Source organism: Cedecea davisae, assembly GCF_044095835.1.
Lineage (GTDB): Bacteria > Pseudomonadota > Gammaproteobacteria > Enterobacterales > Enterobacteriaceae > Cedecea > Cedecea davisae.
Map to the genome: position 1 here is coordinate 438,872 of NZ_CP172054.1, position 17,572 is coordinate 456,443.

16 protein-coding genes are annotated in these 17,572 nt (G+C 49.9%); 3 read left to right on the top strand and 13 right to left on the bottom strand.

Going from position 1 to position 17,572, the window contains the following annotated elements:
• Positions 1 to 39: 39 nt before the first annotated feature.
• From ACG1VR_RS02575 to ACG1VR_RS02600, 6 genes are all read right to left on the bottom strand, one after another.
• Positions 40 to 3,288 carry a type I restriction endonuclease subunit R gene (locus ACG1VR_RS02575; RefSeq protein WP_395490148.1) on the bottom strand — a complete coding sequence of 1,083 codons (3,249 nt, stop codon included), beginning with the start codon at positions 3,286 to 3,288 and terminating at the stop codon, positions 40 to 42.
• Positions 3,285 to 4,637, bottom strand: a complete 1,353-nt coding sequence (locus ACG1VR_RS02580; protein ID WP_395490149.1) for a restriction endonuclease subunit S — start codon at positions 4,635 to 4,637, stop codon at positions 3,285 to 3,287. Before ACG1VR_RS02580 ends, ACG1VR_RS02575 begins: the two co-directional genes overlap by 4 nt.
• Positions 4,637 to 7,000 carry an N-6 DNA methylase gene (locus tag ACG1VR_RS02585; protein WP_395490150.1) on the bottom strand — a complete coding sequence of 788 codons (2,364 nt, stop codon included), beginning with the start codon at positions 6,998 to 7,000 and terminating at the stop codon, positions 4,637 to 4,639. The genes ACG1VR_RS02580 and ACG1VR_RS02585 overlap by 1 nt, the downstream gene beginning before the upstream one ends.
• Before the next feature lie 98 nt (positions 7,001 to 7,098).
• Positions 7,099 to 8,268 (bottom strand): restriction endonuclease, encoded by a 1,170-nt coding sequence (locus ACG1VR_RS02590; RefSeq protein WP_395490151.1) that lies wholly within the window; start codon positions 8,266 to 8,268, stop codon positions 7,099 to 7,101.
• A 336-nt stretch (positions 8,269 to 8,604) separates the two neighbouring features.
• Entirely contained in the window at positions 8,605 to 9,603 is a 999-nt protein-coding gene (locus ACG1VR_RS02595) for an endonuclease/exonuclease/phosphatase family protein (RefSeq protein ID WP_395490152.1), read from the bottom strand.
• A gap of 79 nt (positions 9,604 to 9,682) precedes the next feature.
• A complete protein-coding gene (locus ACG1VR_RS02600; RefSeq protein WP_395490153.1) occupies positions 9,683 to 9,970 on the bottom strand; it encodes a helix-turn-helix domain-containing protein in 288 nt (95 codons plus the stop codon).
• A 586-nt stretch (positions 9,971 to 10,556) separates the two neighbouring features.
• On the opposite strand from ACG1VR_RS02600, the gene ACG1VR_RS02605 reads away from it, so the two are divergent.
• From ACG1VR_RS02605 to ACG1VR_RS02615, 3 genes are read left to right on the top strand one after another with little or no spacing between them, the layout of a single operon-like run.
• Positions 10,557 to 11,117: a type IV secretion protein Rhs gene (locus ACG1VR_RS02605; protein ID WP_395490154.1), complete on the top strand. Its 561-nt coding sequence runs from the start codon at positions 10,557 to 10,559 to the stop codon at positions 11,115 to 11,117.
• The gene (locus ACG1VR_RS02610) at positions 11,114 to 11,461 is read left to right on the top strand and encodes a putative T6SS immunity periplasmic lipoprotein (RefSeq protein WP_395490155.1); all 348 of its coding nucleotides are present in this window, start codon (positions 11,114 to 11,116) and stop codon (positions 11,459 to 11,461) included. Before ACG1VR_RS02605 ends, ACG1VR_RS02610 begins: the two co-directional genes overlap by 4 nt.
• Before the next feature lie 2 nt (positions 11,462 to 11,463).
• A complete protein-coding gene (locus ACG1VR_RS02615) occupies positions 11,464 to 11,952 on the top strand; it encodes an Hcp family type VI secretion system effector (protein ID WP_395490156.1) in 489 nt (162 codons plus the stop codon).
• A gap of 206 nt (positions 11,953 to 12,158) precedes the next feature.
• Here the strand turns inward: ACG1VR_RS02615 and ACG1VR_RS02620 are convergent, their stop codons facing one another.
• The 7 genes from ACG1VR_RS02620 to ACG1VR_RS02650 all read right to left on the bottom strand — a co-directional run bounded on the left by ACG1VR_RS02620 (position 12,159) and on the right by ACG1VR_RS02650 (position 17,571).
• Positions 12,159 to 12,611, bottom strand: a complete 453-nt coding sequence (locus ACG1VR_RS02620; RefSeq protein ID WP_395490157.1) for an acyltransferase — start codon at positions 12,609 to 12,611, stop codon at positions 12,159 to 12,161.
• 76 nt (positions 12,612 to 12,687) lie between these two features.
• The gene (locus ACG1VR_RS02625) at positions 12,688 to 13,212 is read right to left on the bottom strand and encodes a DUF3455 domain-containing protein (RefSeq protein WP_395490158.1); all 525 of its coding nucleotides are present in this window, start codon (positions 13,210 to 13,212) and stop codon (positions 12,688 to 12,690) included.
• Positions 13,209 to 13,736, bottom strand: coding sequence for a superoxide dismutase [Cu-Zn] SodC (sodC, locus tag ACG1VR_RS02630; protein ID WP_395490159.1), 528 nt, complete (start codon positions 13,734 to 13,736; stop codon positions 13,209 to 13,211). Before sodC ends, ACG1VR_RS02625 begins: the two co-directional genes overlap by 4 nt.
• Before the next feature lie 527 nt (positions 13,737 to 14,263).
• Positions 14,264 to 15,181: a nucleotidyl transferase AbiEii/AbiGii toxin family protein gene (locus tag ACG1VR_RS02635; protein WP_395490160.1), complete on the bottom strand. Its 918-nt coding sequence runs from the start codon at positions 15,179 to 15,181 to the stop codon at positions 14,264 to 14,266.
• A gap of 1 nt (position 15,182) precedes the next feature.
• Positions 15,183 to 15,947: a type IV toxin-antitoxin system AbiEi family antitoxin gene (locus ACG1VR_RS02640; RefSeq protein WP_395490161.1), complete on the bottom strand. Its 765-nt coding sequence runs from the start codon at positions 15,945 to 15,947 to the stop codon at positions 15,183 to 15,185.
• A 158-nt stretch (positions 15,948 to 16,105) separates the two neighbouring features.
• Positions 16,106 to 16,822, bottom strand: coding sequence for a nicotinamide riboside transporter PnuC (pnuC, locus tag ACG1VR_RS02645; RefSeq protein ID WP_395490162.1), 717 nt, complete (start codon positions 16,820 to 16,822; stop codon positions 16,106 to 16,108).
• A 2-nt stretch (positions 16,823 to 16,824) separates the two neighbouring features.
• Positions 16,825 to 17,571, bottom strand: a complete 747-nt coding sequence (locus ACG1VR_RS02650) for a nucleoside phosphorylase (RefSeq protein WP_395490163.1) — start codon at positions 17,569 to 17,571, stop codon at positions 16,825 to 16,827.
• Between the last annotated feature and the right edge of the window lies 1 nt (position 17,572).

The following is a 17,572-nucleotide window of genomic DNA, read 5'->3' on the forward strand; positions in this document are numbered from 1 at the left end:
CTCTCACATAAATTGTGGAGGCAGTCCTGATAAATGCAATCAAGCCCCTTTCAACATATCAAACACAACCCGAGCAAATCCCTGAGCGATTTCCGGGTTGGAAAGATACTGGATCATCATCTCCTGCTGAGCATCGTTGCTGTCCATTACGGCATCATCAATGGCTTTGGGGAAGTCCCCAAGCATGGCTTGCTCGCGGGTGTTGTTGGCTATCTGGGTCATCACGGCCTTGTTTTCCGATAACTTATCCCGAACGGTAAAGGCATAGTTGATCATGTCTTTGTCGCTCAGGTTATCGGTGATAAACAGATCGTTCAGGCGTGCCAGAATGTTCGACAGAAACTCTTCTTTCTTGTCCTTCGGTTTTGCCGTGCCAATATCGTTGGCTGGGGTGATTTTGTACTCTTCTGCATCTTCCTGTAGCTTGAGATGCTGTTCGTGGAGCTTGGATAAACGGTAATGGCTCATCTCCACGTTACTTAAATCAATCTCATCTTCCTCTACACGTTGCTCATGCAGCAGAGGGCGAAGATGACGGGCAAACAGGCTGAGTTTCTCGAGGTCTTTGTCGTCGTAATCGACAATTTGCGACATAAACTCGTAGAAACGGACAAAGCTGCCGAGATCCTTTTTAAAGATATCCAGTTTGTCTTTTTCCTGCTTGCAGGCCTTAAAGCTATTTTCTGCGTTGGTGATCAGTACCGTATCGCCGGTTTTTTTGGTGCGCTCAAATATCTCTTTGGCCTGCACATACGCATCAATCGCTGAGGTATAGCGATGCTTCCAACGTTCCACCGCAGGTTTGCAGATATTGCTGATTGCCGCGTTGGATTTGTTTTTGGTGAAGAACGCCTCGCAGAATTGCTCCACTTCGTTCCACAGGAAAATACCGCTTGTGCGCAGCTTCTCATACAGCTCAAAAACCTGCTGCGGGTCGCTGACGTCGGTCAGTTCTGCCGTTTGGTAATAGGGCTGGAATGAGCCCAAAATTTCGTCCGGGTCGTTATAGAAATCGAGCACAAAGGTCCCGGATTCTTTCTTACCGGGATAAGTCCGATTAAGGCGTGAGAGCGTCTGAACGCATTCCACGCCACCCAGTGCTTTATCCACATACATGGCGCACAATTTAGGCTGATCAAAACCAGTCTGGAATTTGTTGGCGACCAGCATGACCTGGTAATCATCGCTATCGAACGCTTTACGCATATCCCGGCCTTTCAGCCCAGGATTCATGTTCGTTTCGGTAAACTTCTGGTTCAGCAGCGCGAGGCTGTTATGGTCGCTTTCAAAGAATTCGACCTCGCCGGAGAACGCAACCATGGCGCTAATCTTCTGGTACTTGTTCTCGGCGATGTATTTATCAAACGCCAGCTTATAGCGGACCGCGGCTTTACGTGAGCTGGTGACCACCATGGCCTTGGCCTGCCCGCCAAGCAGATGTGCGATATGCTTACGGAAGTGCTCGACGATGACTTTCACTTTTTGCGAAACATTATGGTCGTGCAGGGTGACCCAATGGTTCAGTCTGACCTTCGCTTTTTTGCTGTCCACTTCCCGATCCGGATCGTTCAGTTTTTGCAGGAGCTTATAGGCCACTTTGTAGTTGGTGTAGTTTTTCAGCACATCGAGAATAAAGCCTTCTTCGATGGCCTGGCGCATGGAATAAACGTGGAACGCTTCGGGTTTGTTGCTTTTTGAGGCGGGTTCAAGCGGGTTAGGGCGGCGGCCAAACAGCTCCAGCGTTTTGGCCTTCGGCGTGGCGGTAAAAGCATAGTAATTCAGGTTGCTGCTGCCTTTACGCGCGGCGACGGTGGCATCCAGAATATCTTCCGAAGACAGCTCTACATCGTCATCCGCCTCTTCTTTCATCAGCACTTCTTTCAGCTGCCGTGCCGTAGAGCCGCTTTGTGAGGAGTGTGCTTCGTCGGCAATCACCGCATATTTACGTTGCTTGAGGCTGACGCTGTTTTCAATCGCCTTTAATACAAACGGGAAGGTCTGGATGGTGACGATAATGATCGGCTGGGAGTTTTCCAGCGCGAACGCGAGCTTGTCAGATTTCGAGCCGTCGCCTTCTTTATTGTTGATGCGCCCGACTACGCCGTCCTGATGTTCAAACTGATAAATAGTGTCCTGGAGCTGATCGTCCAGCACCGTTCGGTCCGTCACAACAATCACCGAATGGAACTGCTTTTCGCCTTTCTCGTCGTGTAAGCGGGAAAGCTGATGCGCGGTCCAGGCAATCGAATTGGATTTACCGGAGCCCGCGCTGTGCTGAATCAGGTATTTATTGCCCGTGCCTTCTACAGTCGCGGCGGTGAGCAGTTTATTCACCACGTCCCACTGGTGATAGCGCGGGAAAATCAGGCTCTCTTTCTTGCCTTTCAGGCCGTTCCACTCTTCTTTTTCTTCTATTTGCAGGTGCACAAAGCTGGCAATAATTTTCAGCAGGTTGTCCGGCAGCAACACCTCATTCCACAGGTAGCTTGTGGCGTAGTCGTCTTCATTTTCCGGGATGTCGTTTCCCGCCCCGCCGTTATGCGTACCCTTGTTAAACGGCAGGAAGAAGGTTTTATCGCCGTCGAGTTTGGTGGCCATAAAAACTTCGTACTGGCTGACGGCAAAGTGCACCAGCGCTCCGCGTTTAAAGGTCAACAGCGGCTCGGGTTTATTGGTGCCGGGGTCTTTCGGCAAACGCGTTTTCTTATATTGTGTGATGGCGTTTTGCACTGTCTGCTTAAATTCAGACTTCAGCTCCAGCGTCGCAATTGGCAGGCCATTGACGAACAATACCAGGTCGATACGCCATTTCTTTGCCTTAACACCCGTTTCTTCAAATGCAACGTTCGACGCATGCGGACTGTAAACCAGCTCCGGCACGATGCGGCAGATATTCTGTTTATAGCGCGTCAGAGTTTCCGGATTAAGGTTATGTTCCGGCTTAAACTGGCACAGAGAAAAACGCGCATTATGGCTTTTGATACCATGACGCAGCACGCCGAGCGTACCGTAGGTACGAGAAAGCATATCGGTGGCGTTGATGTCTGCTTTTTTCAGCTGCGCCACCAGCGCATCGAGGAAATGACGCTCGGTGTCGGTAGGATAAATTTTGGCAAACTTCTCCCACTCCTGCGGCTGTGTGGTCTGCACAAAGGTCAGCGCATCCTGCGAGTACAGCGCACGTTCGCGATCGTAGCCTTCTGCTTTGTCGCAAATCCAGCCTTTTGCTTCCATCTGAGCAATCATCTCATTCTGGAAAATCAGCTCTTTGGTGCTGTCCATGCTCATGCGGTGGCCTCCTGAGGCTCCTCAACGTCCTGTTTATCCGGGGCAACCCAGTCACGGACGTCGATTTTTCCGGTGACGGCGGCGGAGATAAGGGCGGTACGGCGTTCTTGTAGTAAATCCACCCCTTCAAGAGCATTTTCAATTATACATTCATAAATATTACGCATATTATCAATATGATTATTGATTTCGATTTGCTCTTCGAAAGGAGGTATTAAAATAATTCCTTCCTTAATATTATCCTGGCCTATATTAGGATCTTTTCTTGTGCCAGCCGCATCTACCATCCAAAAAGGTCGGTAAAATTCATAATATTTATGTAAAAAATCTGGCAATACTCTTCCACACGGTAAAACACCACATACGGCTTGATTTATTGTAGATTCAAAGCGTAGGATAGCGTGCTTACCTATAGAACCCGCACCTCCATACATACCTAGCAGCACACTTCCTACCGGCAGAATCGAGCATGCTGTATCATTTACTGCTTTTGATGTAATCCTAATTGGCGTGTCGAAAAGCTCACCATTATTTAAATCTGTAGTCCTAATCCATGGAATATGACCATCTTCATAATAAATTTCAAATTTAGAAGTCGTTGGTGTTCCACCACTAGTAGTTCGACCGACCCATTTTAATTTAGTAACTCCCCAATGCTCCGGCACGTCCCCCAACCACTCAACACCAGAATCTTTCATCGGCACATCAGGGTTCAGCCCTTTGGTGACGGCATGGCTAATCACTGCCTGTCGTTTTTCTTTCAGAAGTTCAATCAGTTGCTGTTGCTTCTCGATCAGATTGTCGATTTTTGCGGTTTCGTGATCGAGGAATAAACATATTTTTTCTTGTTCTGAAAGCGAAGGGTTCGGCATTTCAATACACCCGAATGTTTCTGCTCTCACAACTTTTCTCAATCCAGTATAAAAAGGCTTTAACCCCTTAAATGAATCGATGTGTAAAAAGTAATAATATGCATAACTTGGTAAACATTTATCCATGCAACTATACACATTATAAGCACCAGTAATCATCCCGTCTTGTTCTGCAAGACCAATAGTTCTAGGTGTTTCATCAATATCAAATAAACAAAATATCAAATCACCAGCTTGCACTGACTGGTATGTATCAAAACTAGCAGGAATTTTCCCTTCTCCAGAAGATATATCACGAGGGACTACCCCATTCAGAGTTAATGAAAGAAGCTGAAACGAATTTGATAAATGTCCAACCAAGTTTCTTTTTAAAGAAAACATTCTTTTTGTTTTTTCTGTGGACCACTTTAGTGGAAGTTTATCCAACCACTTAACTCCAGACTCTTTATACTCCGGATACGCCTTATACTTAGCCATCAGGAATGTACCTCCTGCAGCAGCTTCATAATCTCGGCGCTGACCGCATCCAGATCGGCATCAATTTCTTCGAGCGGGCGCGGCGGCTGATAGACATAGAAATGGCGGTTAAACGGAATCTCATAACCGACAATCCCAACTTCACCATCTTTCGCATCGCGTTTATCGGCGTTGATCCAGGCGTCATTCACGTGCGGCAACACTTCCGCTTTGAAGTAGTTTTCGATCAGGTCGCTGGTAGACACTGCCGGGTTCAGCGGCACGTTTTCGTTATCACGCAGCTCGCCGTCTTGTTCGAACTCAACAACCTTGCCTTTGTATTCAAACGCACCGTACAGCGGCTGAGCGGCTTCTTTCAGCACCTTCTTCACCACCGGCTCAGCATCCGGTTTTTTGGTGGTGATGGCGTCGATAAACTGCTTGCTCTCTTTCGCGTCCAGCTTAACGCCAGCCGCTTTGATGGCCCCTTTCAGGGTTAACTGGAACTGGTTGAAGTCATTGCTCACCCGCGTTTTGCCACCCGCCTGCGTACCCAGAGCCGTCTGAATCTGCTGCGCTTTTTCCATCAAGGCGCACTGCGCCAGCCACAGTTTGCTGTCGAGCAGATCTTTAATCTGTTTCTCTTTCAGCTCGGCAAATTCGGCTTTGATGATGGCGCGCGCATCGGCTTCCAGTTCGGAGAAATCACCATAGGTCTCTTCCTGCCATTGGGCTGCGAACTCTTCATACAGACGTTCCATCGGTGCGCTAAACGGCTTCGGCGCAAAGCGCAGCGTCGCAATCGACTCATCCGTCACCTGAGCAGATAAACGCAGCGGGCGTTCAATGGTCAGGCGGCGATAGCCAAAGTCTGTGCTGTTAAAGATTTTGCTGGCGAAGGTTTTCGGCGCTTCGGTTTTGGTGGTGGTGGACTGGCGGCCACGGTTGGATTTTTGCTCGGCGGCTTTTTCCAGACACAGTTCTTCCAGAGTGGTGGCATCGACCACCTCAAACTCACCGAAGGTCTGCGTGATCAGCTTGATATCGTCTTCACCCATCAGGTTGCGCTTCGAACCCAGCGATTTACGCATTTTGCCGCACAGATTGGTGCCATCAATCAGCTGTACTTTGCCTTTACGTTCAAGCGCTTTCTTGTTGGAGAGGATCCAGACGTAGGTGGCAATGCCGGTGTTGTAGAACATGTCCGTTGGCAGCGCGACAATGCCTTCCAGCAAGTCGGCTTCCAGAATGTAGCGACGGATTTCGCTCTCACCGCTGCCCGCACCGCCGGTGAACAGTGGGGAACCGTTAAGGATAATCCCGATACGCCCACCGTTACTCACGGTGCCATCCGCATTGTGGTTGTCGCGCATTTTGCTGATCAGGTGCATCAGGAACAGCAGCGAGCCGTCTGAAACACGCGGCAGTCCCGGCCCGAAACGGCCGTTGAAACCTTTCTGTGAATGCTCGTCGTTAATCTCGCCTTCGATCTTCTTCCAGTCCACGCCAAACGGCGGGTTAGACAGCATGTAGTCGAACTGATCCTGCGGGAGCTGGTCGTTAGAAAGGGTGTTACCCAGTTTGATGCGGCTGACGTCCTGGCCTTTGATCAGCATGTCGGCTTTACAGATGGCGTAGGATTCCGGGTTCAGCTCCTGACCAAAGGCGCGCATTACCGCATTGGGGTTCAGCTCATGCACGTATTCCATGCCGGAAGAGAGGAAGCCGCCTGTACCTGCCGTCGGGTCGTAAATGGTGCGGATGATGCCGTCCTTAGACAAGGCTTCATCATCTTCCATAAAGACCAGAGAAGTGGTTAAACGCACGATATCGCGCGGGGTGAAGTGCTCCCCGGCCGTCTCGTTGGAGCTTTCCGCAAACCGACGGATTAGCTCTTCAAACACCAGGCCCATTTCATGGTTGGAAATCGCCTTTGGGCTGAGATCGGTGGTGGCGAATTTTTTCACCACTTTGTAGAGCAGATTAGCGTCTTCCAGCAGGCCAACAAATTCGCTGAACTTGAAGTGCTCGAAGATTTCGCGCGCATCCTTTGAGAACGACTGAATATAGTTCTCGAGGTTGGCTTTAATATCGTTTTGCCCCATCTTGCCGAGATCCATCGGGGAGGTGTTGTAGAACGACAGGTTATTGGTCGCGCGTAACAAAAGCTTCTCTTTGCCTTCTTCCGGCAGCGGGCTGGACTTCAGCTTTATAGCTTCTGCAACCACCGCGTCCTTACTCTCCGCCAGCACACACTCCAGGCGGCGCAGCAGCGTAAAGGGCAGGATCACGCGCCCGTACTGGGATTGTTTGAAGTCACCGCGAAGCAGGTCGGCAACGGCCCAGATAAAGGCCGCAGTCTGAGAGAAGTTTGTGTTAGTCATGAAAGTTACCAAAACAGTTGCAGTTATAGAGGAGGATTATACAGAGCCGCTACTCGTTCGCACGGCATTCCACCCCACCAGAAAAGGTCATTGAGCTTTTACTGCTCTATCTCAAACTCATCAAAAAGCTGCAGATCAACGTCAAGCAGCTCAACGGCATTGCTGCGGCGAATGCCGACGTTATTTTCAATCAACAGCTCGACCAGCCGCTCTCCGTCGATAAGCGTGATTGGCGCAGCCCCTGGGAAAAGCGCGGCTTCTGCGCACTTAGCGGCAAACTTACCGGTGGTAATCAGCGTGCCCCGAATGGCTTTATGGTAGGGAAGTGCCCCGCGTAGCTGGTCGATAAAAGGCCGCGTGATGGTGCCTTGCATGCGCTTGACCTGCACCACTTCAGTAATCGTGGTGATTCCGACCTGAACCTGGCCGACAACGTCGACGCCTTTATCGCCGGAGGCTTTGGTGACTTCAACCTGCTCGTAGCCCATCGCCTCCAAAAGCTGGCCGATAAGATGCTCGAACTTGTAAGGATTCATGGTGCTGATTTGCTCATGAAGCAGTTCTTTTTGCTTCTCGTTGTAGCGTTTGACCGCCTCCAGCAGCTCCTTCCGAGGATCTGTCTTGCGGGCCGGAAGCGCTTTCCCAAGCCACTGGCGGCCAGCGTCAGTTATCTGGTAACTCATGCCTTCGCGAGCGACCATTCCCCGATCAATCAAATTGTATAAACGGGAATAAAGCGTGCTTTTGATGGAGCTGGCCGAGGCAAACTTTGAGTGCTGATGCAAAAACGCCTGCCACTCAGGCAGCAAATCAGCACGTTTAGCCATTTCGCGGCCTGCCAGCAGTTCCAGAAGCTGCAGCAAACCTTCCTGATCGTCCAGGGATCGCAGAACTTTTTCATCACCTTTTAGAAAAAGTTTGCCGGTCTCTGTGGGCACCCAGGCACCCTCAGCCGTGGTTTCCATCAGGTCAAACTTTGGGAGGTTGAGAAACAGATAGCATCCGTAGCTGTGCCGTGGGTTTAAAATATGCTCGTCGGTATTCCAGATTGTCTGGGCTAAATCAGCATCTTCACCCTTGAGGCGGGCTTTAATCCAGCTATCCGGCTCTGACCAGTCCACAGGGTTTTGCGGCGTGCCTGTTTGCTCATGAATGGCCGTAATCATGTTCCGGACGAATTGCAGCTGGACCCCGGAAGTGGCTTTCATCATCGCGCTAGCCTGAGCATAAGTAGGAAAGAGTGGAGTGATGACTTTGTAGTTTTGCACGTTTATCCCTCAACGAACGAATTATCGCATCAGAGGATTATACGAGCCTTATTTATACATTTGATAGCACTGATAGTTGAGAGGAAAGTCTATTGAGATGTGGAAACAATCGGTTATGTTTCCACATAGTGAAAGGAATAGTGCTTATCTGATGCGTTTTGCCCGATCAACAATCACCCCTTTCTCCCCAACATATCGCTCAGGCCATATCCCAAAGGGATATACCTCAAGCTCTCCATGCACTCAATCTTTCACCGTCATGCCATAGAGTTTTCTACACTCAACAGCGAAAAGGGGCACAAAGCCCCTTTAGTGAACGCAAACATCAGAAAAAAATCACTGCTCCAGCAATTTCAAACGCATAACCAAAGGCAAATGATCGCTGACCGCAGGCCAGTTGATGCCTTTTAATTGCTGCTGCTTGCCTGTAGGCAGAAGGATCTCGGTAGTTTCCCAGCGTTGGCCTTTAAATGTCAGGATATGGTCGATGGCTGCGGCCGGGTTTATGGCAGGCCAGGTTCTGGCATCAAACTCAGGCGGCATCAGGCTTTGCCAGTAGCGCTGGAATCCCTGCATCACCGGGCTTCCGGATACATCGTTGAAATCGCCCGCGAGTATTTTTATCGACGTTTCAATGTTGGGGAAGGTGGAAGTGATATTCCCGGCTGCAAAGTCGTTGATAGCGTACATTTGCTGCATGCGTATGGCCGGGTCTTCCTGCCAGTCGAGATGGCTGGCGATGAATACTATTGGGCTGCTGAAACCGGGTTTTTGTACTTCGGTCGCCAGCATTATGCGCTGTTCTACTTTTGGCGATGGTAGCGGGAGCGCTTCGTGGCGGGTGATTGGGTATCGTGAAAGCACGGCTATGCCGTATTCCCCACCTTCAAAATCAATTGTTTTCCCAAACACACCGTACATGCCTGTCAGCTTTTTTAACTGCTCAAGCTGGTTAACGTCGCCGCTGCGTCGAGTGTTTTTATCCACTTCGCTCAGGGCAATGATGTCGGCATTTAAAGCTTTAATCGCCCTGGCTACGGCGTCGATTGTGCCAACTCGTACCGCCGCTATGTTGTAGGTGGCAACGGTAAGTTCTGGTGCTTTTGCTGATGGGTAGATTTTATTTGGGGTTCCGACTTTTCCAGGGGTGAGCACCAGCAATTCACTTTCTTTGGCCGCAGTTTGTTCAGCGGCGTAGCTGGCTGGAATAGAGCTGATGATTACCAGGCTGAGGATAATTTTCCCGGCAGCCAGTAAATGGCGGCTGGCGCTTTTTGGGTTCGGCGTTTTTGTTGTTCCTGATGTAGCGATTGTACGTAGTAATTCAGATTTCATAAACGGCATTCCTTCGCGATCTTATAATGGATGAATGGATATGGCTGGTCAGGGTAAACCAACCGTAAAGGGTGAATCTTTAATGACTTTCCGTCGCCCCATCTTTAACGTCGGGGCTGCATGTTTGTATCAAAGCTTCTCGGGGCTGGCGGTTATCGCCCTGGGTGGCGTATCTATCCGGCCAGATTTCACTCGGATGCACACCAAGCGCACCGGCAATTAAAAACTCGCCTTTAGGCCAGGGGCGTGTAAGCGCGTTCGCTAATGTTGAAGATGCCAGCCCGGCTGCTCGCGAAACGGCTGCCAGTGATGTTCCTTTTTTACGTAAACCCGCAATAATATCTGCCGAATGCCAATTCTCATTCATATCTCCCTCCACTTATTTATTTAACGGTTATTTCTTAGTGCGTGATCTAACTTAAAATAAATAAAATTGGCTGGATACTACGAAGAACGTAGCTTTATAGTTATGAGAGTCAAGTCGGTAAAAAAATCTTGGTCCTTTAAGTTATCGCTTCTTTTTACATGGCTAACTAATTGATGTTAAATGACTAATGTTTTTATGTTATCCGCTTTTTTATATCGTAGAATATTTACCGATCACAAGTTTTAAATTTATTTAAATGTCGTGTGGATGATTTTTATTATTGGATGCTTGAATAAATGGATTATTTTACCGATGTGAGTAAGTCATAGGATCTGCTCGTCATAATTAATAGTATGCGGGTGTTACTTATTATATGGGCTATGATTTTTCGCGATATATAACAAAGGTGAATGATTACGGATGTAGATATCACGTCCTTTACTTGTGATTCTTGATTGCGGCTTATTAGTTACTATTATCTGATTTTTTGCCATTTCAGAATAATCCCCCAGAAACTGGTTCCCTCTGCTGATTACGTGGTAGTACGATAAATGACCAATAATGCCATGCATAAAAGGGATTTTGAATGCCAGTTGATGGAAGGATAAAGCCTACATCGGGAACACCTATAGCACCCGGTGGAGTCAGGCAATTAACATTAGGTGAGATTGCATTAGCTAAGGCGCTTTACGGTTACAGCATTAATTACAACAAGGTTTGGGTGCATCGAGAAAGTTATCTTCCCTTCAATCTCCAGCCAGTCGATGTAGCCATGAGTCCTGATGGCGAAATGTGGTACAGGGAGGGTACTTATTCTCCCGATTTTTCTTTAGAGGCTGAGATACAGAAAAAACACCGATTCATGCATGAGATGATGCATGTATGGCAATCGCAGAAGGGGATGTTTGTCAGAACAAGGGGGATGTTCTCCAGACTTGCCGATTACAGCTACAGCTTAGATAAAGCTGATTTACTTCACTACGGGTTAGAGCAGCAAGCATCAATAGTCAGTGATTATTGGCTTTTATTTAATTATGGTCTATCTGTCCACAGCAATTTACATGAGTATCGTGACTATAACTCTGGTGAATCCGTTTATTCACTGATTTCAAGATACAAAGCGATTCTAAAAGGATTTCCCGGATGAGAAGAATAATTTATATGCTTCCTGTGGTTCTTGTTCTTGCGGGTTGCCCAGGCGGTAAACCGGCACCACATGCAAAATTTACTTATATTAATGGAGAAAGACTCTGTTTCAGCGTTGATAAAAATGATGTGTTGGATTATTACCGGGTAGAGTCAAACCAGGAGAAAGGATACACGATGGTAAAATATGATGAAGGGCTACACCTCTCATATCCTGATGATTGCATCAATGTTAAATGGAACTATGGTTATAGCTATACGGTTTCTTATGGCCTGAATAATGAAAACTATATACACCGATTCTTCATTGACAACAATGGACAGCTCACAAATATGGAGTATTAATAATGTCGTTACCGGCTTATTTATTTCTTTATGATGAAAATGGAATGCAAATTGTTGGTAATTGTATGGCACCCGGTAGAGAAGGAGCTATAGAGATTATGAACAGTAGCTACGGGGTAAGGCAAAGTGTTGATAGTTTTACAGGAAGTATGACGGGAACACGGCAACATGATGCTGTAATCTTGCATAAACAACTAGATAAAATCAGTCCTTACCTTGCTATAGCCGTGTGTGAAAGCAGACGTTTACAGAAGGCTGTTATCAAATATTATGAAATCATTGATGCCGGAATAGAGGCGGAAATTTATAATATCACACTCGATAGTGTTGTTATCTCTTCTGTAGATTTCACCCACGTATATTACCCTGGTAGCTCCACACCTAATATGCATGAGGTTATCGGTGTCAGGTTTCGTGGAATTGAATGGAATTATGTTAAAGGCAATATCAGATATGATGATGCATGGATGAAGCCAAAGAAAGAAGAATGAAAAGTGTGATAAAAATAAAATTATCCTCTCCTGAACAGGATCTCAGAGTATTAGTGGGGTGCTGTTCATTATTTCATTATCAAGTCCCTTTTATGTTGTTGATCATCGCCGCTCCAACACCTTCAAATGCATAATCAAACTCAATGCTTGGTAAAGATACCGTAGCCTCCGCTCTGTTCTATGTGGGGCAAGGTTAACGCCAGCGTTTAAAGCTCTCGCACCAGCCGGGCAGGGCTGCCAACATAAACCCCGGGCACCAGAATATCCTTCGTCACCACGCTGCCTGCCCCAACCACCGCGCCGCTGCATATATGCGCCGTCAGGATGGTACAGCCGCTGCCCAGGGTGACGTTATCCCCAAGGGTGATGGCTATCCAGCTCTCCGGGTTGGGGTCTGGCCTGCCGCTGCGGAACAGGTCGTTGGCGAAGGTGACGCCGTGGCCGATAAAGCAGTTCTTGCCGGTGGTGACGTTCTCGCACAGGAACGAATGGGACTGAACCCGCGTGCCGGAGCCGAGAACGCAGTTACGCTGTATCTCAACAAACGGCCCGACGAATACGCCGCTGTGCAGCGTGCATTCGTAGAGGTTAACCGGCTCAACAACCGTTACGTCGTCGCCTGCAATCACATCCCGGATGCCGCTTTTTAGGATTTTCATAAACGCCTGCCCTGGTTCACATAGTCGCGCCCATTAAACAAAAGTCCCGGCTCCGCAGCCAGGACTTTGTTGGCGGTTATTTGCTGTAAAAACGGTAGGTTGCGGTGTAGGGCACTTTCAGCGTTGCGCCAAAGGTGGCCGGGTCGCAGGCCGTTTGCCCGGTCACGCCGCCGTGGGTGTCCACGCGCTGGATGCTGCTCACGCTGGCGAACAGGCCCGGCTGCGGTTCAGCGCTGCCGGTCAGCAGCAGCCACGGGATCGCGCCTTTATCTTTCGCCGGGCGAGTGGCGCTTACCGTTCCGGCTACCACGCTGCCGTCCGTTGCCTGCCAGTGCGGGCCGTCAAAGTGTTTCGCGACCAGGTGCTTCAGGCCTTTGTCGCTGAACAGGTCCGCTTCCGGGGCCTGGAACACCCAGCTGCCGGTTTTCGCATCTGCGTCCGCCGCCGCGCAGCGGTAAATCTGCACGCCACGGGCATAAAGCTCGGTTTGCAGGTGCTCGCCTTTTGGCGCGTCTATGGAGGGGGCAGCCGCGTTTGCCAGGGCCGGTAAGCCGCTCACCATCAGCGTGAGGCAGGCCGCGCTTAAGAGGCCGCTTCTCATTGTGTGACTCCGCAAACAATACGTGCGCCGCCGCCGCCCAGCATTGCCGGGTGGTCTGAGTGGTTATCGCCCCCGGCGTGGACCATCAGCGAGTGGCCTTTAAGGTCGGCCAGCCGCAGGCGCGGGGCCAGCACCGGGTAGGTTGCCGTCCCGTCGCTGTCCACATACAGGGCCGGCAGGTCGCCGAGGTGGCCATTGCCCCACGGGCCTTCATGCTTCCCGGTATGCGCCGGGTCGAAGTGGCCGCCAGCCGCCAGGCCCGCCACCATTTTGCCGTCCTGCACTGCCGGGCCGCAGTTCGGGTTAGTGTGAACGTGGAACCCGTGGATACCCGGCGGCAGGCCTTTCAGGTTCGGGGTGAACAGCACGCCATACGGGGTGGCGTGGTATTCAACGGTGCCCGCCGGGGTGGAGGCACCGCTGGCGTCCACGGTGTTCATGGTTACGGTGGCTGCCTGCGCCAGGCCGGTACAGGCCAGGGCGGCAATACAAAGCGTCTGTTTTAGCGTTTTTAACATGTACATAGTTAACCCTGTATTTTTATCTGATGGTGCACAGAGACAGATGTCGCAACATTTTCTGCTGCGGTCTTATACGCCGCAGCCAGCTGGTTATAACAAACTGTTCTCACGCTTGTTTGATTGCTCTGATAGGTAAAATTGTGGCGTAAATATCAGCCTGAAGATTTTAAAAAATAATATTTTCATAAGGTTATCCTGCGGTCATGGTTGATTGGAGGATTATGTCTGAATGAAAATTTAAAACGGGTAAACAGAGATTCAGGGAAGTGAATATAGTCGTCTAACAATCGTTAAAAATAATGAAGCTGCTAAGCCGTGAATAAAGCATAGATGATTAAGCTGAGAGAGGCGTGCCCCGTCGCTTAAAGTAACGAGATTAACAAAAAGCTTTTTATTTTCATCAGGCTTTATATATCAGATATATCTGACGAGAAAAGGGTTGCTAAGCCCCACTGTATTAATGCTTACGGGAAAGTTTACTTTTTACTTCATAGTGGTGCTTTGGGTGTAAGTATGTGGATATAAGTAAACTAATAGAGCCATTTAGTCAGAATATTTTCCAGCTTTTCCAGGGACTTCGCATGCTTGCTGGCAGACATCTTGTTTATGTTCCTCAGTTTCCACTGCACGGCTGGCAGGTGCTGGATCTGGCTTTCAGGTGCTAACGCCCAGTCAGGTTTTCCATTTTTGAATGAGAGTAAGAAATCAAAATCCCGGTGGGTGAATTGCTCCTTCAGGGCGGACAACATCCTTTCCGGTATTACCGTTAGTTCTTCAAGCGCGACTTCGTTAAACGTCATGCCGTAAAACTCGTTCCTGAAGAGTTGTGAAATATCCTTCCATCGAGGGTCCAGAACTTCGGCGAGTGGGCGAGGGTGGCTTAGCAGATAAGTTATAAAACCATTGAATATAGAGCGGTCGATCCCCTGGCTTTCGAGCAACATTTTCACGTCGTAAAAATCTCTGGGGTGCTGGCGGTCTAATGCTGCACAAATTTTCCCACCGTACAGATCGGGAAGTGAGACGACCTGGATAGCGGCAAAGCCAAACTCATCTTCAACTGTTTCGACAATATCCCGTTCATCTGGCGGGTATAGCGTTCCACGTGCAACAGGGGAGACTTCAACTTTAATCTGTGCATCTTCAGAGCTAACAATAATGCGCATTTCATCCGAATTATTGGTTTGTAGAACTGCGTTCAGCCCGCTTTGGGTTTCCAGTATGGAGGCTATTCGCGAAAGGGCTTCTCTAACATGAGGCAGTGCCTCATCTCTATTTTCGAGAGGGATATATGCCAGATCAATATCGACAGAAAGTCTGGGAAAATTGCGGACAAACAGATTGATTGCTGTGCCGCCTTTCAGGGCAAAACAGTTTTCGAGAGCGACTACAGGCAAGGTTCGAACAAGAAGAGCGACCTGTCGGTAAAAAGGTGAACTCCTGTCCATATTAATTCTCCTTGTTGTAAAACGCCTCGGGGATCGTTATTTGGTAACGCTTATCCAGCTTCCCTTCGGGGATTACCTGTCTTTTTCCTGCGCCTAAATCGATATGCTCTCTCTCCAGCTTTTTACCCCAGGCATGCTGATAGTAATCAGCAAAAAACAGATACAGTCGCTTTGTCTGAACCGACTGGCTTACAGATAGCAGGTGCTGCACCTTGCGCGGGTTGAGATTGATCAACCCCTGAAACAATTCTGCGGCATGCTCAAAAGATATATTCCCCGGCACTGCGCTGAGTATTTCATAGGCCGCCAGCTCTGGCGTGCTGGCCGTGAGCGTTTTGCCGCTTACTTCGCATTTGGTCCGGTATTTTTCGCCAGGATTGGGTAGCTTCAGGCCGGAAATAATCAGCCATTCCACACCCGGAAATTCCCTGAACCATTTCGGCAGGGCTACGTTGCCTTCTACGGTCAGCCAAACCTGCTTCTGCGAAAGTTGCAGGTAATGCGAACGGCCCTGGTAAGAAAGGCTGCTCAAGCCCGCAAGGCGAACAGGGATGGAGAGCTGATGTTGCAGGCAAAAAACGGCATCGCTCCATTCCGGCTGCCGCCCCGCACGCGCATAGACACCGGCACGCAATTTGTTTAACCAGCCATTTTGCGCGTATTTATGTGCCAGTGACGGGCTGATGCCATGCCGGGTCATCCACGATTGCAGGACGAGATCTCCGGGCAGAAGATTTTGCAAAAGCCAGTTTAATTTTGACGACATAGATTAACTCTGGGTGCCACTAAATAAAAATAAGTAAACTCTTGCTGAAGTATTGTGTCAATCAGAAGTGCCGGTTGTCAGGCCGGTAATGTGAGGATGAGCAGAGTTGGTGGCTTGAAAAGTCAGGGCCGCTAAGCGGCCCCGATAAACAACACTAATTATTCCAGAGGCCGGGAGCCAATCAGCTTAGCGCTCTTAATCCACGCCACGGAACCCATCACCGCAATTGCCGTCAGCAGGATGTACTCCAGCGACATGGCGTACACGCCCTGAATGGCGTAGATAACCACGCTGATCACGTCGATGACTATCCACAGCAGCCAGTTTTCAACGTATTTACGCGTCATCAGCACCATGGCCGCAATGGAGAGGATCAACATTGCCGAGTCCCAGAGCGGGAAGGCGTCCGGCTGGAGCTGAGGCATTTCTACCGCCACGCCGAGGCTTTGCATCACGCCCACCGCAATGCGGGTCAGCACCGCGAATACCGGGTCGATAAAGAAGGTCATCAGGGCGATGGCGACGGCGCAAATCAGTGCCAGGGTTATAGCTTTGCTGCGCGGCAGCCAGCGGATTTTCAGCGCGGCTTCGTTGGCCTCGTTCTGGCGGCTCCAGGCGTACCAGCCGTAAAGGTTGGCGGCGAAGAAGAACACCTGTAACAGCAGGCTGGCGTAAAGCTGGATCTGGAAGAAGATCGCGGCAAAAAGCGTGACGTTAATCAGGCCAAACAGGTAGTTAATTATTTTCTCTTTGCTGGCAAACCAGATGCAAAGCAGGCCGAAAACGGTGCCGATGGCCTCAATCCAGGACAGCGCGTAGCCGCCTTCGCCGAGCGGGATGGTGACCATCACATTCTTAATGCTGAAGAAATCCATGATTACTGCTCCTGGCTGTCAAGGTAGAGCGCTTCGAGGGCGAGTAAGATCTCGCGGGATTCACCCTGCTGGCAGGTATGTTCCTGTTGCTGGTAGTTATTAATGCCTTCTTCCAGGCTGCCGCTGTGTTCAACCACCACGTTAAGCACCGAGGCAATACGCATTCCGCGCAGCGAGCCGACCACCATCAGCGGAGCGGTTTCCATGTCCGCCGCCAGAATGCCTTTGGCGGACCAGTACTGGTTAATCTCGTCTTCCCGCTCGGTGTAGAAGCTGTCGTGGCTGCGCACATAGCCGCAGTGGCTCGGGTAGCCCAGGTGTTTAGCCTGCCGCGCCATGTGGTGTACCAGGCCGATGTCCGCGCAGGCCGGGTAGCCGGGGTCGATGTACATCTTGCTGGTGCCTTCGTCGCGAACGGCGGCGGTGGCAATCACCAGGTCGCCGAGGCGAATATGGTTTTGCATCGCACCGCAGCTGCCGATGCGGATAAGGTTGGTGACGCCAATCTGGCGCAGCTCTTCCACGGCGATGGCGGTTGAAGGCCCGCCCATGCCGGTGGACATCACCAGGACTTCCACGCCCCGGAACCAGCCGCGCAGGGAGCGGTATTCCCGGTTACTGCCAAAGTCTTCCATGTTGTCCAGATGTCTGGCGACGTGTTCCACGCGTTTCGGGTCGCCCGGCAGCAGCGCATAACGGGCGTGCGTCATCTCCCGGCTGAGCCGGATATGGGGCTGGAGTTGGGTCATG